Source organism: Halobaculum gomorrense, assembly GCF_900129775.1.
In the GTDB taxonomy this organism is placed as follows: domain Archaea; phylum Halobacteriota; class Halobacteria; order Halobacteriales; family Haloferacaceae; genus Halobaculum; species Halobaculum gomorrense.
Window position 1 is genome coordinate 118,990 of sequence record NZ_FQWV01000008.1, and the last position, 14,435, is coordinate 133,424.

Annotated in this window: 13 protein-coding genes and 1 tRNA gene; 8 read left to right on the forward strand and 6 right to left on the reverse strand. The window is 71.2% G+C overall.

Annotated features, from left to right (window positions below; translation table 11 throughout):
* Positions 1 to 389: 389 nt before the first annotated feature.
* Both BUE16_RS13570 and mptA read left to right on the forward strand, forming a co-directional pair.
* Complete coding sequence (locus BUE16_RS13570) at positions 390 to 806, forward strand: DUF7124 domain-containing protein (protein WP_073310643.1); 417 nt, start codon at positions 390 to 392, stop codon at positions 804 to 806.
* A 67-nt stretch (positions 807 to 873) separates the two neighbouring features.
* Complete coding sequence (mptA, locus tag BUE16_RS13575; protein ID WP_073310645.1) at positions 874 to 1,800, forward strand: GTP cyclohydrolase MptA; 927 nt, start codon at positions 874 to 876, stop codon at positions 1,798 to 1,800.
* 6 nt (positions 1,801 to 1,806) lie between these two features.
* Here mptA and BUE16_RS13580 read toward each other — a convergent pair whose 3' ends face one another.
* Together BUE16_RS13580 and BUE16_RS13585 are read right to left on the reverse strand one after the other, a co-directional pair.
* Entirely contained in the window at positions 1,807 to 2,610 is an 804-nt protein-coding gene (locus tag BUE16_RS13580; protein WP_073310647.1) for a TrmB family transcriptional regulator, read from the reverse strand.
* Between the two features lie 87 nt (positions 2,611 to 2,697).
* Positions 2,698 to 4,263 carry a DUF255 domain-containing protein gene (locus tag BUE16_RS13585; protein WP_073310650.1) on the reverse strand — a complete coding sequence of 522 codons (1,566 nt, stop codon included), beginning with the start codon at positions 4,261 to 4,263 and terminating at the stop codon, positions 2,698 to 2,700.
* 134 nt (positions 4,264 to 4,397) lie between these two features.
* Here BUE16_RS13585 and BUE16_RS13590 point away from each other — a divergent pair, with 134 nt between their 5' ends.
* Positions 4,398 to 5,006 (forward strand): FxsA family protein, encoded by a 609-nt coding sequence (locus BUE16_RS13590; RefSeq protein ID WP_073310744.1) that lies wholly within the window; start codon positions 4,398 to 4,400, stop codon positions 5,004 to 5,006.
* Positions 5,007 to 5,103: 97 nt separating this feature from the next.
* Positions 5,104 to 5,177: transfer RNA gene (locus BUE16_RS13595), tRNA-Ile, on the forward strand.
* A 187-nt stretch (positions 5,178 to 5,364) separates the two neighbouring features.
* Here the strand turns inward: BUE16_RS13595 and BUE16_RS13600 are convergent.
* Positions 5,365 to 6,606, reverse strand: a complete 1,242-nt coding sequence (locus BUE16_RS13600; protein WP_073310652.1) for a GNAT family N-acetyltransferase — start codon at positions 6,604 to 6,606, stop codon at positions 5,365 to 5,367.
* A gap of 101 nt (positions 6,607 to 6,707) precedes the next feature.
* On the opposite strand from BUE16_RS13600, the gene BUE16_RS17410 reads away from it, so the two are divergent.
* The 3 genes from BUE16_RS17410 (at position 6,708) to BUE16_RS13615 (ending at position 8,479) form a co-directional block, all read left to right on the forward strand.
* Complete coding sequence (locus BUE16_RS17410; protein WP_073310654.1) at positions 6,708 to 7,097, forward strand: hypothetical protein; 390 nt, start codon at positions 6,708 to 6,710, stop codon at positions 7,095 to 7,097.
* A gap of 139 nt (positions 7,098 to 7,236) precedes the next feature.
* Positions 7,237 to 7,485: a hypothetical protein gene (locus BUE16_RS13610; RefSeq protein WP_073310656.1), complete on the forward strand. Its 249-nt coding sequence runs from the start codon at positions 7,237 to 7,239 to the stop codon at positions 7,483 to 7,485.
* Positions 7,486 to 7,600: 115 nt separating this feature from the next.
* The gene (locus BUE16_RS13615; protein WP_073310658.1) at positions 7,601 to 8,479 is read left to right on the forward strand and encodes a homoserine kinase; all 879 of its coding nucleotides are present in this window, start codon (positions 7,601 to 7,603) and stop codon (positions 8,477 to 8,479) included.
* Between the two features lie 27 nt (positions 8,480 to 8,506).
* Here BUE16_RS13615 and BUE16_RS13620 read toward each other — a convergent pair whose 3' ends face one another.
* Complete coding sequence (locus BUE16_RS13620) at positions 8,507 to 8,956, reverse strand: thiol-disulfide oxidoreductase DCC family protein (protein ID WP_073310660.1); 450 nt, start codon at positions 8,954 to 8,956, stop codon at positions 8,507 to 8,509.
* 255 nt (positions 8,957 to 9,211) lie between these two features.
* Positions 9,212 to 10,120, reverse strand: coding sequence for a pyridoxal 5'-phosphate synthase lyase subunit PdxS (pdxS, locus tag BUE16_RS13625; RefSeq protein ID WP_073310663.1), 909 nt, complete (start codon positions 10,118 to 10,120; stop codon positions 9,212 to 9,214).
* Between the two features lie 140 nt (positions 10,121 to 10,260).
* Between pdxS and BUE16_RS13630 the strand changes: the two genes are divergently transcribed.
* Positions 10,261 to 12,144, forward strand: a complete 1,884-nt coding sequence (locus BUE16_RS13630; protein ID WP_073310665.1) for a S9 family peptidase — start codon at positions 10,261 to 10,263, stop codon at positions 12,142 to 12,144.
* A gap of 30 nt (positions 12,145 to 12,174) precedes the next feature.
* Here the strand turns inward: BUE16_RS13630 and BUE16_RS13635 are convergent, their stop codons facing one another.
* The gene (locus BUE16_RS13635; protein WP_073310667.1) at positions 12,175 to 14,430 is read right to left on the reverse strand and encodes a hypothetical protein; all 2,256 of its coding nucleotides are present in this window, start codon (positions 14,428 to 14,430) and stop codon (positions 12,175 to 12,177) included.
* Positions 14,431 to 14,435: the final 5 nt, after the last annotated feature.

Sequence of the window (14,435 nt, forward strand, 5' to 3'; positions counted from 1 at the left end):
CGACTCTACGCCGTCTCACACGATCAAGTAACGTTTATGTGGGTTATTGCCATGCATCACTGAACGACTCGGAACTGACGGTGCGTCGCGTCGGATCCGTCTCCGACGAGGCGACGCTTCGGCACGTCAATCAGTTGAGCGATCGCACGCGGACCCACTTTCACGCGCTGATCGCAGGCGAACGGCAGTCGGTCCCCGACCTCGCCCCTGGAGAGGTCGTGGTGCAGACGTCGTACTACCGGGTCGTCGAATCCGACCGGAGCGGGCGGGTAGCCGACGCCCCGGCCGCAGGCGAGGGACCGTCGGTCGCACCGGACAGCGGCCAGCGACCGACCGGAAGTGAACGACCGGACCGACACCGTTTTCGGCGCCACTCTCGGAGTACGCCCATGGATGGCGGCGGTTCGAGCGACATGACACTCGCCTTTGAGTTGGACGCGCTGAAGTCGTTGGCCGACCCGAACACGGTGTTCAACGACGCGCGCGGGTGGACCGAGTACGTCGGCGTGGTCTCCGAGAAGCCCACGTACGTCGTCACCAACTTCACCCGGAAGCACCGCGTCCGGCAGGACTTCTTCTCGGGCCCCCGCGGCGTGGCCGAGTCGCTGGAGAACGTGAAGCGCCAGTTCGACACCGACCGCCACGTGTTCGTCGGCACGACCGATGAGGACCGCGCGGTCGCCGAGGAGACTGGCTGGGAGTTCCTCCCGTTGACGCAGGCGGCGGAGTCCGCCGGCTGGACGACGACCGACCCCGACGAGGAGTCCGACCCCTTCGCCGACGACGCGCGCGACGACTGGCCGTAGACGCGCGACCTCGATCTTCAGGTTTCGAAACCACTAATCAGCGTCGACCCTTGGGAATAGCTACTCAATGAGTCACCAGTTGCCGGACGTGCAGGCCAGCCGGCCGGACGTCTCCGTCGGACTGAGCCAGGTCGGGGTGACCGGCGTCGACAAGCTCGTGAAGATCGACCGCGGCGACCAGCGGCCGTGGGTGTTCATGGCGGAGTTCTCCGTGTTCGTCGACCTCCCCAGAGAGCGCAAGGGGATCGACATGAGCCGGAACATGGAGGTCATCGACGAGGTGCTGGAGGCGGCGACGCGGGAGGAGGCGTACCGCATCGAGGACGTCTGCGGCGACGCCGCCGAACGCCTGCTCGCGAAACACGACTACACGACGACCGCTGAGATCGAGATGACCGCCGAACTGGCGACCCGCGAGGACACCCCCGCGTCCGGTCGCGAGACGCAGTCCACGTTCACGGTCGTTGCCAGCGCGGTCGCCGACGACGACGGCACTCGCGAGGAGATCGGCGCCGAGGTGACCGGCATGACCGTCTGTCCGTGCTCGCAGGGCATGTCCGAGTCGCGCGCCCGCGAGAAGCTCGACGACCTCGGGGTCGACGACGAGACCGCCGAGGAGTTTCTCGACGCCGTCCCACAGCCGGGCCACTCCCAGCGCGGGCACGCCACGCTCACGTTCACCGCCGACGGCTCCCCGGATGTCGATCTGCTCGACGTGATCGACACCGCCCGCGACGCGATGTCCGCGCGGATCTACAACTACGCCAAGCGTCCCGACGAGGACCACATGACGTATCGGGCGCACGCCGACGCCAAGTTCGTCGAGGACTGTGTCCGCGCGCTCGCCGAGGACGTGGTCGACGAGTACGACCACCTCTCCGACGACGTGGTCGTCCACATGAAGCAGTCCAACGACGAGTCCATCCACCAGCACAACGCTCACGCCGAGCGCGAGGTCAGCATGGGCACCCTTCGCGAAGAGCTCGGGGAGTAGCCACGGTCACAGCCCCAGGGGCGACGCCTCGCTCCAGCGCTCGCGGAACGTCCGGCGAACGTCGCCCGCGAACTCCGGGTCTTTCAGGTCGATCATCGCGAACGACTCCTCGGGGTCGACCGGACTCGGCACCTCCATGCACACCTCCGCATCGTCGACGAGCGTGAACGTTCCGCGCAGCCCCGAGGCGGTCCGGACCTCGAAGTTCGGGTGGTCGGCCATGCGGTCGAAGTACCGGTCGCCGACGCTCTCGGGGAGCTGCGCGGGGAGCTCCTCAGATAACAGCAGCGACACCTCGACGCCCCGTTCGAGCGCCGCCTCCAGCTCCTCGGCGACCGCCTCGCCCACGTCGCCGATGTCCAGCCCGGACGCGGGCGCGGCGGCGATCATCACGACGCGTTCGTCGGCCGCAGACAGGCGTTCGAGCAGCAGGTCGGCGGTCTCCTCGGGGCCGAGCGCGGCCGTCCAGAACTGCTCGGCCGGCGGCTCGCCCGCCTCCAACTCCGCCGACAGCTCGTCGACGACCGCCGCGTACTGCTCGGCCTGCTCGTCGAGCTCGCGCCGCTTCTCCTCCAGCAGCCGATCGAGGGCGGCGTCGGGCTCGACCGCGAGGTACTTCTTCGGGCGACTGGCGGCCTGACTGCGGGCGAGCCGGTGCCGTTCGAGGCTGTTGAGCACGTCGTACACCCGGCCCATCGGCACGCCGCTGGCGTCGGACAACTCCTTGGCGGTTGCCGGTCCCACGTCGAGCAGCGATCGGTACGCGCGAGACTCGTACTCCGAGAGCCCCAAGTCGCGAAGGTCGGCCATACCCGCCACAGGAACCGCGGGATGAAAAACACACTCCACGTTTATCGAGAACTCCGCCGGAGATTCGGTGTCCGCGCCCGACGGTCCTCACTCGGCCGCGTCAGCGACTTGCTGCATGAGCGCGTCGGGCGACTCGGCGGGGTCGGCGTCGCGGCCCCGGAGCGCGGCCGCGCCGTCGGGCGCGCGGTCGCTTTCGGGGACGACGACCTTCTCGTGGTCGGCGACGCGGAGCGCGGCGCGGTGGAGATCGGACCCGACGGGCGCGCCCACGTCGACGACGAGCGGATCGCGGGTGAGCCGCGCCGCGACGGCGCCGTAGCCGGCCACCTGCGCGCCCATGCGCTCTGTCGCACCGGCGAAGGCGCCGACCGCGGCCTCTGCGCGCTCGCGGTAGGCGTCCTCGCCGACGATCGCAGCCAGGTCGACGAGCGCGTCCGCGAACTCGACGACGCCGTCGATGGGGCGCAGCGGCCGATCGAGCAGCCCTACACCCGCGGCCGGCCCGTCGCGGAAGGCGTCGGCGTCGCCGAGCACGTCGATCGCGCGGTCGGCGACCGCGCGGGCGACATCGGCGCCGTCGCCGAGCACGGACTCCGCGGTGCAGAACGCGGCGGTGACGCGAGCGACGTCCTCCAGAAGGTCGGTCTCGGCGTCGTCGGCGTCGAGATGACGGACGGTACCGTCGTCATCGACGAGCGTCTTCCGGAGGTACGCGAGCGCGTTCTCGCCGGACTCGCGCGCGCGCTCGTCGTCCGTGTATGCCGCGAGCGTGAGCAGCGCGTCCGCCGCGAGGGCGTTGCCGCCGGCGTAGGCGGCGAGGTCGGTTCGCTCCCCGTCGGGACCGACGCTCGCGCCGTAGGCGAACCCCGACCAGAGGTCGTCGTCGAGGAACGCGCGGATCGCGTCGGCGACCTCGCGGTACGCCTCGTCGCCGGTGTAGAGGTAGGCGTTGGCGAATGCGCGGAGGACGCCGGCGTCGTCGGCGAGCAGCTTCTCGCGGGCCGGATCCGACCAGTCGCGCGCGGCGGCGTAGCGGAAGACGCCGCCGTCGTCGTCGACGAGGTTGCGCTCGATCGCGTCGAGCGTCTGGGTCGCTTTGTAGCGGTCGCGCTTGAGCGCGAACTCGACCGTCCGCGGTATGGGGAACTTCGCGTCGTCGCCCCAGCCGGCGAACTCGGGGTCCCACTGCGCGTCGAGTTGGCCCGCGAGGTGTTCCTCGATGGCAGTCGTCACCGGACCGCTCGGCGTCTCGTTCCCGGCGAGCGCGCGCGGGACGCGCCCGGCGTCCTCGCCGCGGCCGTCCCACGTCTCGCGGACGCGGTCGAGCACCGATCGGAAGCCGTCGGGCCCGAGGTACGTCGCGCCGGTGAGCAGCTCGCCCGACGGGGTCGCAAACACGGTGGAGGGGAATCCGCCCATGTTGTATCGCTCGCGAACGCGGGGTTCGCGGTCAACGTCCACCTTCACCGGGACGAAGCCGTCGTTGACGTTGGCCGCGATGCGCGGCTCGCCAAACGTCTCGACGAGCATCCGGTGACAGTCGTCGCACCACGGCGCCGTCAGGAACAGCAGCACCGGCTGGCCCGTCCGCTCGGCCTCCGCGAACGCGTCGTCTCCCCACTCGCGCCACTGGACGCGCGTGTCGTCGGTCATACCCGCGCTCGGGCGCGACCGGGGGTAAAGTCGGCGTTCCCGGTCGTTGCTCGCGCCACCAAACGCGGCGTCCGCGGGGAGCGAGCCACCTCCAAAAGGGCTATACAGCGTGCTCGGGTAGCCACGGTATGCGCATTCGGGTCCGTTACCTCCTCGTGGCCCTGCTCGCGATCCCGCTCGCGGACGCGGCGTTCCTGCTGTGGGTGGCGGCGAATCTCCTGACGGCGGTGGAGACGGTCGCGTTGGTCGTCCTCACCGGGCTGCTCGGGACGCTGCTCGTGCGAGCCGAGGGTCGCCACACGCTCCGGGCCGTCCAGCGAAAGCTCGCGGCCGGCGAGGCACCGACGGGCGAAGTGCTCGACGGCGGCTTGCTGATCGCCGCGGGCGCGTTCCTGCTCACGCCCGGGCTGGTGACCGACGCGATCGGCTTCCTGCTCGCGATCCCGCCGACGCGGTACCCGATCCGCGAACTGCTGCGTCGGCACGTCGTCGTGCCGTACGTCGACGCGCGGATGGACGGATTCGCCACCGGGGCGGTTTGGACGGGCGGCTTCCCGAACCCGGAGGGTGCCGGCGGCGGCGGCGACGCAGCCGGGGCGACCAGTGCCACCGGCACCGCGGGCTTCGGCAGCGGGGCGACCGCGAACGACGGCGACACGACTGACGCCGCGGACGACGACGTCGTTGATGTCGATTTTGAGGAGGTCGACGATGGCGACGACAGCGAGGACCGTTCGCGGTAGGCCACCCGTCGAGGGCCGTGCAACCGCACGACGCGGCGGCGGTGGCGAACGGAAACGCTTAACCAATCCCTTCCACTACTCGAAGATGCGCTCGCCTGGGCCAATAGCTCAGTCAGGTTGAGCGCTCGGCTGATAACCGGGAGGTCCGCGGTTCAAATCCGCGTTGGCCCATATCCGGTCCGGACGGTCCTCGTCCGGACGGAATTGGGGCCGTTGGCTCCCCAGTCACCCAATTTCCGCGTTCTAACATTCTGAGACGGTTGTCTCTCGTTTTGTTCGGGAATACGTCTTGCTGGGCCCCGAAACTGTTCGATAGTTTGTCTTACCATCGATCCGGAGACAGCCGTCTCGTTGGATCTCAAAAGCCTTCTCGAAGGAACGGATCCGTTGGCGGGAACGCCGCCGCGAGCGCGTCGCGTCCCTCCGCACCGGCGACATCGATATCGCCGAGTTCGACCAGCCCGTCGGCGCCATGCGAGCCGACGACAAGCCGCGAGAGCGCCCCGATATCGAGTGATACGTCGGGGGCAGCGCCATCGACCACGCGCTCGACGGTTCCCTTTCGGTCCGCGACGCTGAGACGGAAGCCGTCGTCGTTCCATTCGCAGGTGTCGTCGGCCACGTCGAGCGCGATCGATTCCTCGACATCGGCGGGATACTCGATCGCCTCCAGCGCCCGCTCGGCGTCGACGACGCGGGCCATCGGCCCGGGTTTCACCGTCGTCTCCGCGGCGCGAGGGTCATCGAGGTCGTCGAACAACCGAGTGTCGGCGGGGCCGGTGAACCGGAGCCGTTCGACCTGCGAGTCGTGGTTCCGACAGAATCGGAGGAGGTGCCCCCGCGCCTCGCGGTCGACGTGTGCGAACTCGCTCACGGCCATCGTCTTGCCCTCCGTGTCGTCGCCGCCCCGGACCGTATAGACGACGTAGCCGCGGAGGTCGTCGCCGCGGTCGCCGTCCGTCCACCCGTAGACGTACGGGTCGGTGTCCCACGAATGGAAGACGCGCAGCCGCCACCAGTCCTCGCTCCGGTCGAGACGGAACGCGGCGTTCGCCCACCGGTCGTACACCTCCTCCAGTCGGGGCCAGTCGTCGGCGTCGAGGCGCTCGTACGACCCTGCCGGGTCGGGACACGCGCTCGCCAGCGCGTCGGGAGCGATCTCGATCCGCGCGTAGTCGCAGATCCGCTCGTACCCGAGTCGTCGATAGAAGAGGTACTCGAAGGGCCACAGTGCGGCGAACGCGACGCCGTCATCACGGAGCTCTCGGTGAACTCGCGTGAGGAGGTCGCCGACGAGGCCTCGGCGTCGAGCCTCGGGGGGCGACGCGACCGCAGACACGCCCGCCACGTCGCGGACACCGCCGCGGATCCGCGCGGAGAAGTCGTGGTAGCCACAGACGACTGTGAGGTCCCCGGCGTCGAGGTCGCCTCGGTCGACAGCGTCGGACTCCTGGGCGTCGTAGAGCCCCCGCGGGTGAAACGACCCCGGGCGATCGGGGCCCTCCGGCTCGTGATTCGGGCCGCGCTCCGGCGAGAACGCGTAGACGAGCCGGTCGTCGAAGGCGGCTTCGTGTGCGTCGGGGATCCGGCGGTAATCCATATCCCAGAGGGCCGGTCCCGTGGCAAAGCGTTTGTGACGCCGTGCGACGCCGTCCCACCGCGGATCGCGGGATTCTCGGTGCTGGGGTTCCCACACGGGGTATGGGCGACGACACGCGGCTTCGCGACCGGATCACCTGGGATCGGCTCCTCCTCGCGGCGGTTCTGGTCGTCGGCATCGCCGGAACCGGGGTCGTCCGACGACAACTCGGGGTCCTCGGCTACAACGACCTCGGTCGAATCGTGTTTATTTTCGGGTACGGACTCACCGTCTTCGCGGTGTGGTACGGTTGGATCCGCCCGATCGACATCACCGGTCCGAGCGCCCGACGGGAGGTCCCGCCGTCCGGCTCCTCGCGGGGCCCCGGGGGCGGAGCCAGCAGCGACAAGACGGACGCCGGCCGGGACGGCATTGCCGACGACCGGTCCGGTGGCTCCGCTGAACCCACGGAGGGTGGTCGGGCCGGTTCGGCTGGCGACCGGCCGCAGTGACCCGCGAGAGCGTCCATCGCCGCGGCGCCGCAGCGTGGATCGACTCGGGACGAGCCCCACCGATTGGCCGCGTGGGCGGACAGGAAAGGAGCGATAACGGAACGTTAATGCGGCGGCCGAGGCGAACTGGAGATAAGAGATGATCCCGCTCCAGATCGTCGACAGCTTCCTGCTCCCGTACAACGTCGGACAGGCGCTGCTGCTCGGGTTCGTGTTGACGACGCTCGCGACGCTACCGGTGTCCCGGAAGGCGATGGCGATCAACACGATGCTGTTCGGCGTGATCTTCCTGCTGACGCCGCAGTCGCTTGTGCCGGTTCACTACCTCTTCCTCGGCATCGTGCTCGTCGTCGTCGGGCCGCTCGTGTTCGTCGTCTCCCGACGGTAACAACGGGACAGAGCCCGGAGACTCGTTTGGGCGGAATCGCTTGCGGACCGAAACGGAGCGGCAGACGCTCGCGCCGAACGTCATCCTTTTGCCCGCCGCGCCGGACCGACGCGGCATGGTAACCGCCCGCGCGCCGGCGACCAGCGCGAACCTCGGTAGCGGCTTCGACACCTTCGGCGTCGCCCTCTCGCACCCGGCCGACACTGTCACCGTCGAACGCGCGGCCGAGACGCGTATCGAGGTGACGGGGGCGGGCGCGGAGTTCATCCCAACCGACCCGGAGAAGAACGTCGTCGGCGCCGTCGCCGACGCCCTCGACGCCCCGGCGCATATCCGCATCGACAAAGGCGTGCGTCCCTCTTCGGGGCTCGGCTCCTCGGCCGCCTCGGCGGCGGCCGCCGCCGTCGCGCTCAACGACCTCTACGATCGCGGGTACACCCGTCACGGGCTGGTCCCGGTCGCCGCCGAGGGCGAAGCGGTCGTCTCCGGGGAGGCCCACGCGGACAACGTCGCACCCGCGCTGTTGGGTGGCTTCACGGTCGTCCGAAGCGACGACGGCGCGACGAGCGTCGACGCGGAGCTGCCGCTGGTCGCGTGTCTCCCAGAGGTGGTCGTCTCGACACGCGACGCGCGCGGGGTCGTCCCCGAGTCGGTGTCGATGCGCGACCACGTCGAGACCGTCGGAAACGCCGCGACCCTGACGGCTGGGATGTGCCGCTCGGACCCTGAGTTGGTCGGGTGGGGAATGGACGACCCCGTGGTGACGCCGGCGCGCGCAGAGCTCATCACCGGCTACGCGGGCGTCCGGGAGGCAGCACTCGCGGCCGGCGCGACGGGCGTCACCGTCAGCGGCGCCGGGCCGAGCGTGCTCGCGGTGTGTGAACCCGGCGAGCGTCGGTCCGTCGCCGCCGCGATGGTCGAGGGATTCGCCGACGCCGGCGTCGGCTCGCGCGCGTACCAGACGGTCGTCGGCGACGGCGCGACGGTGCTGTAGCGTGCCGACCGACCGACCGCGAGCGGCTCACTCGAGCGCGCGCTCGGCGAACCGCGCGCTGACCTCCGGATCCGGCACCTCGCAGGCGTCCGTCTTCCCGAACACGCCGTAGCGGTACGCGGCGACCAGATCGTACGCCGCATCGCGGAGTCGACACGGCACGACTCGAAGCGCCCACAGCGACTGCCACGGTCCGTCGAGCCGTCGCGCGATCCGCAGCGCTGCCGTCGACTTCGTGTGCGTGCCGGCGTCGTCGACCAGGACGACCGAGTCGTGATCGGTCATCGGGAGGCCGTGTCGCTCCAGCAGCGCTTGCCCGACCGGCGAGTCCAGCGGCGCGAAGCGAAACACGCCGGCGTCGTCGTGGCGGACGAGAAATCGGACCGCGCCGTGACAGAGGTTGCAGACGCCGTCGAAGAGAACGACGGGATTGGTCTCGGGGTCGACATCGGCCAGCGGGTCGGCGTCGTCGTCCATGGCCGTGGTACGGTCCCCGACAGTTTCAACGCCTCGACCCGCGGACCGTCCGGCGACCCACGTACCCGCAGCGCACCCGGAAGCGACTCCCGACTCGTGGCTGACAGGCGACACGGCACGCGCGCTCCGCGGGACGGCGTGTCGCGCACCCGCGTGCGCCCCGCGGCCGATCTCAGATCACCGGTCGCGCGGCTCTGGGGTCAGTATCGCAGAACAACGTTCGCGCGGTCGGACGGCCGGCGCGGGTACCCCAGGTCAGACGCCGCGGCCCTGCAGCTTCTCCTCCTCGGGCATCGTCTCGTTCGCCTGGCCTTTCATGCCGGCGCCGATGCCCTTCGCAATCTCCGTGAGCGTCTCGGGGTCATCATAGTTGTTGACCGCCTGGACGATTGCCTCGCCCATCTTGCTCGGGTCCTCCGCACCGAAGATGCCCGAGCCGACGAAGATGCCGTCGCAGCCGTGCTGCATCATGAGCGCGGCGTCGGCGGGCGTCGCGATGCCGCCGGCGGCGAAGTTGACGACCGGGAGCCGGCCCATGTCGGCCGTCTCGTGGACCAGCTCGCGGGGGGCCTCGTGCTCGCGGGCCCACTCGTCGCGCTCCTCGTAGTTCATTCCCGACAGCTTCCGGATCGAGCGCTGGATGGAGCGCTGGTGGGTGACCGCCTGGTTCACGTCGCCGGTGCCGGCCTCGCCTTTCGTGCGGATCATCGCCGCGCCCTCGTCGATGCGCCGGAGCGCCTCGCCGAGATTGCGGGCGCCACAGACGAACGGCGCGGTGAACTCGCGCTTGTCGATGTGGTAGCGCTCGTCGGCCGTCGTGAGCACCTCGGACTCGTCGAGCATGTCGGCGCCGGCGGCCTCAAGGATCTGCGCCTCGGCGGTGTGGCCGATGCGGCACTTGCCCATCGCGGGGATCGACACCTCGTCGATCACCGTCTCGAGCTTGCCGGGGTCGGCCATGCGCGCGACGCCGCCCCGCTTGCGGATGTCGGCGGGGACGGACTCGAGGTGCATCACGGCGACCGCGCCGGCGTCCTCGGCGATCCGGGCCTGCTCGCGGCTGACCACGTCCATGATAACGCCGCCCTTCTGCATCCGCGCGAACCCGCGCTTGACCAGGTCGGTCCCGCGCTTGAGCTCCTCCAGATCGGTCTCCTCGGTCATGGTTTGGCTTGCGCGCGCGCGTACGTAACGGTTGTCCTTCCGGGGACAGGGCCGCCCGACGGCATCGCCGTCGCCCCGCCGCTTCGGACGCGGCGTGCCGCGACCCCGAGCTACAAGCCGCCACAGCGCCACCGGCAGCCGTGTACCGACGAGACCTCCGCGACACCGACGCCGACGACCTGCTCGCCGCGATGGCGAGCGCCGACGCGGTCGTCCAGGCTGCGCCGGCTCCCGACGACGACCGCGTGGCCTACGCGAAGGCCCGCGAGGGCCGGATCGACCTGTGGCTGTGGGACGGCGCGACCGACACCCGCCTGACCAGCGCGGGCGTCACGGCGATGCGCTACGGCCGCGGCGACCCCGCGTGGTTCGACTGGCACCCCGACGGCGAGGCGGTGGCGTTCCTTTCGAGTGAGGGGGACCTCTCGACGGTCGATGTCGAGACCGGCCGGATCGAGACGCTCACCGGCTACGACGAACCGGACTTGGGCCTCGCGTACGGCCCGGACGGCGAGGCCATCGCGGTCGTGACCGACCACTTCTCGCGCGCGTCGCTCGCGCTCGTCGCCGCCGACGGCTCGCGCGTCGAGGCGCTCGCGGACGACGAGTTCCTCTACGGTGACCCCGCCGTCGCCGACGACGGCACGGTGTACGCGACCCGGAGCGAGCACCGCCACCTGTTCGACTACGAGGCGGACCTCGTCGCCGTCGACCGCGACGACGCGGGCCGCGGGCAGGGGGTCCGCGAGGTGTTCGCCGCCGAGGGCGTGCGCGTGCAGAACGTCCGCCCGCGCCCCGACTCGACGGAGGTCGCGTTCGTCCACGACGCGAGCGGCTTCGACGCCGTCGCCCTGATCGACGGCCGCGAGGGTGATTCGAAGAGCGATGCGGAGTCCGAGGAGCTGTACGCCATCGAGAGAGCGGAGGTCGCCGACCCCGCATGGAGCCCGTCGGGCAAGACCCTCGCGGTCACCGTGACGCGAGACGCCCGCGCGGACGTTCACGTCGTCGACCGCGACGGCTTCGCCGACGAGCTGACCGACGAGGACGCGTTCCACACGGCGCCGCGGTGGCGCGACGGCGACGTGCTCACCGTCCGCGACACGCCCCACGAGCCTGCGACGGTGTGGAACGCCTCCGCGGGCGAGCGGGTGACGCCGAGCGCGTCGCCCGACTTCGGCGCGCGGGTCCCGACGCCGACGACGCTCACGTACGGCTCCGACGGGACGGAGATCCAGGCGGTCGTCTACCCGCCCGCCGCCGACGCCGACGACGAGTCCGTGCCGGTGCTCGTGAAGGCCCACGGCGGCCCCACGTCCTTCGATCGCTTCCGGTTCGACCACCGCGCGGCGTACCTCGCTGCGCTCGGCTACTGTGTGATCCTTCCGAACTACCGCGGCAGCGACGGCTACGGACGCGCGTTCCGCATGGCCAACGACGGCGACTGGGGCGGCGGCGACCTCGACGACGTGATCCGGGCGGCAGACGCCGCCGACGCGGCGTACGACGCCGTCGACGGCGAGCGGTCGGGCATCTACGGCGGCTCCGGCGGCGGGCTGATGGCGGTGAACGCGCTCGGCAGCTCCGACCGCTTCCGCGCCGGCGCGGCCTTCTACGGCGTGTACGACTACGAGACGTTCCTCGACGACACCGACGACATCGGCTGGCAGCTCATGAAGCGCGAACTCGGCGACGTGGCGACGGACCTGGAGAACTACCGCGCGGCGTCGCCGATTCGCCACGTCGAGGGCATCGAGGACCCGCTGCTCGTGCTCCACGGCGAGGACGACGCCCGCGTCCCGATCAGCCAGTCCGAGCAGCTCTGTGACGAGTTGGAGACGCACGGGAAGCGCTACGAGTTCCGCCGCTACGAGGGTGAGCCGCACGGCTTCGGGCGGTGCGAGAACGTCGTGGACGCCTACACCCGGGTCGCCGACCTGTTCGCGAAGTACCTCCGCGTCGATCCGGACGACGGACGCAGCCGCCCACACCCGACCGACGAGCCGGACCGCACGTCGAACTGAGTCGCGACCGCGGCTCCCTCGGGCACCGGGTCACTCGCCAGCAGCCAGCGCCTGATCGATCCGCTCGTTCACCTGCGGGAGCCTGCGCTCCACGAGCGCCGGGAGCCGTCCCGGCAGCCGGTCGCGGTTCCGTTCGATGGCGTCGGTCAGCGCGTCCGTCCGCTGGCGGAGGCCCCGCAGACGGCTGTCGGCGGCCGCGGCGTCGCCCGCCTGCGCGGCCTCGTCCGCGCGCTCGGCGGCCGTCGTGGTCGCCGACAGCGCACGCAGGAGACCCGTGAGACCGCTTCCCCCCTGACCGCCGCCGCCCGGGCCACCAGCGCCGCCCGAATCACCCGCCTCGGTGGAGCCGTCTCCGCCGTCGTCATCGGAATCGCCGGCCGCCTCGGCGGCCGCGGCGAGCACGTCCTCGACGACCGCGGCGGCCTCACCCGGCTGCTCTGCGGTGCTGTCGGGCACGCCCACGTCGTCGATGCCGTCGGCGTCGCCGTCGGCGAAGGCGGTCGCCTGCGCCGTCGTCTCGACCAGCAGCGTGAGCAGGTACGACGTGAGCGACGCCTTCCCCGTGGCCGCCCCGCGGACGGTCGCAGTCGACTGGTCGGCGCCGGGGTTCACCCGGAACGCCCCGATCCGGCCGTCGCCGTCCTCGACCTCGGCCGTGTACGCGCCCTCGCGGTGGACGTACACGGCGACGCCCGCCGCGTCCGCGACGGGGGGCGGGCCGTCGAACACGCCGCCAGCGAAGTCGTCGGCGACGGCGACGCGCTCGAACCCGGGCGCGTCCGCGGCCGGCGACGCGCGCAGCTTCACCGCGTCCGCCGCGGGCGGCTGCACCACGTCGCCGCCGACGCCGACCGTCGTGGGCTCGTCGCCGGCCTCGTGGGCGACCCGCTGGGCGTACGGCGCGACGCCGGCGCCGTTGACCGTGAGGCGGTGCTCGCCCTCGGGCACGTCGCGCAGCGCCACCACGCCGTTGAACGTCGGCGCGACGACCAAGTCGGACTCCAGCAGCGCGAGGCGTTCGACGGACGGCTCGGTCGTCTCGATCCCGTTGCTGCCGGGCGCCTCAGCCGTGCCCGTCGCGTCGCGGAGCAGGCCGACCACGTCGCCCGCGAGGCCGGTCACGTCCACGTCGAACCGCTCGGAGAGTGCGGCGCGGTGGCGCGGGTCAGTCACGTCCGCGATCGGGTTGGTGTACCGCGGCTGCGCCGTCGGCGTGCCCGTGGTCGTGAGGTGGGAGGCGACGGCGTCCTCCGCGAACCGGGGGACAGCGAACTCGAAGCTCAGCTGCGGCCCGGTGAACTCCTCGACGGTCAGCGCCCCCATCGGGACGAGCGCGTACGCGTAGTCGGCTTCGGCCGCCGTGGGCGACCCCTCGTGGGCGAGCCGCAGCCCGGTCTCTCGAAGCGGGAGATCCGCCGGCGGCGACGGGAGTCCGGCCACCGAATCGATCGTCATCGACGCGGGAACGAGGTGGTCGCGCGTGACGTTCGGGAGGTCGGGGTGCTCGTGGATCGGCGCGCCGTCCAGCTCCGGCAGCGAGAACGGGAGCCGGAACCCCTCCCCCCGGGGGAGTCCGTAGGCGGCTGGGATATCCGCCAGCGCGAGCACGCCGTTGGAGATGTCGGCGATGTCGGTCGGCACGGGCAGGCGCTCGAAGGCCGCCGGCGTCTCGTTGACGCTCAGCGCCGACGAGTGGCTGCCGACCTCGCTGATGACGCTCGCTCGCCCGGTCCCGGGGTCGAGGAACTCGTTGTTCGGCACCGACCGGGCGTGCGCCGAGGCGACGAACAGCGTCGGCGCGCCACCATCGGGGTCGCCGGAGTCCTCGCTCACGTCGAGGAACACCTGGAGCAGTTCCCAGTCGTGCCAGTGGAAGTTGGTCGTGAACTGGTCGAACGCCGAGTACAGCCAGTACTGGACGACGACCAGATCCGTGCCGGCGTACTGAACGACGTTGTAGAAGACGGTCCGGTGGGGCGGCTCGCCGCTGGGGTCGTAGTCGCGCGCGTAGCCGTCGACGGCCGCGAACCCGTCGAGCACCGACTCGTCGCCGTAGTCGCCCGCGTACGCCCGCGGGTCCGTCGGGAACCAGCGCTCGCCGACGCCGAAGTACAGCTCCGGCGCGTGCGCCTCGGCGAGCGTTCGCGCGCGCTCGCCCTCGACGCGCTCGGTCGCCGGGGCCCCGTCGCCGCCGCCGAGCGTGTCGAGACAGCCCGTCAGCGACGCCGCACCGACGGCCGCCCCGCCCGCGAGTAGCTCTCGCCTGCGGAGTCGGCGTTCGCGCATCCGGG

What these genes read in the sequence shown, in the direction of transcription:
- BUE16_RS13615 (WP_073310658.1), top strand. Translation starts at nt 7,601, where the DNA reads ATGGTAACCGCCCGCGCGCCGGCGACCAGCGCGAACCTCGGTAGCGGC.
- BUE16_RS13620 (WP_073310660.1), bottom strand. Translation starts at nt 8,956, where the DNA reads ATGGACGACGACGCCGACCCGCTGGCCGATGTCGACCCCGAGACCAAT.
- BUE16_RS13600 (WP_073310652.1), bottom strand. Translation starts at nt 6,606, where the DNA reads ATGGATTACCGCCGGATCCCCGACGCACACGAAGCCGCCTTCGACGAC.
- BUE16_RS17410 (WP_073310654.1), top strand. Translation starts at nt 6,708, where the DNA reads ATGGGCGACGACACGCGGCTTCGCGACCGGATCACCTGGGATCGGCTC.
- mptA (WP_073310645.1), top strand. Translation starts at nt 874, where the DNA reads ATGAGTCACCAGTTGCCGGACGTGCAGGCCAGCCGGCCGGACGTCTCC.
- BUE16_RS13610 (WP_073310656.1), top strand. Translation starts at nt 7,237, where the DNA reads ATGATCCCGCTCCAGATCGTCGACAGCTTCCTGCTCCCGTACAACGTC.
- pdxS (WP_073310663.1), bottom strand. Translation starts at nt 10,120, where the DNA reads ATGACCGAGGAGACCGATCTGGAGGAGCTCAAGCGCGGGACCGACCTG.
- BUE16_RS13580 (WP_073310647.1), bottom strand. Translation starts at nt 2,610, where the DNA reads ATGGCCGACCTTCGCGACTTGGGGCTCTCGGAGTACGAGTCTCGCGCG.
- BUE16_RS13585 (WP_073310650.1), bottom strand. Translation starts at nt 4,263, where the DNA reads ATGACCGACGACACGCGCGTCCAGTGGCGCGAGTGGGGAGACGACGCG.
- BUE16_RS13635 (WP_073310667.1), bottom strand. Translation starts at nt 14,430, where the DNA reads ATGCGCGAACGCCGACTCCGCAGGCGAGAGCTACTCGCGGGCGGGGCG.
- BUE16_RS13570 (WP_073310643.1), top strand. Translation starts at nt 390, where the DNA reads ATGGATGGCGGCGGTTCGAGCGACATGACACTCGCCTTTGAGTTGGAC.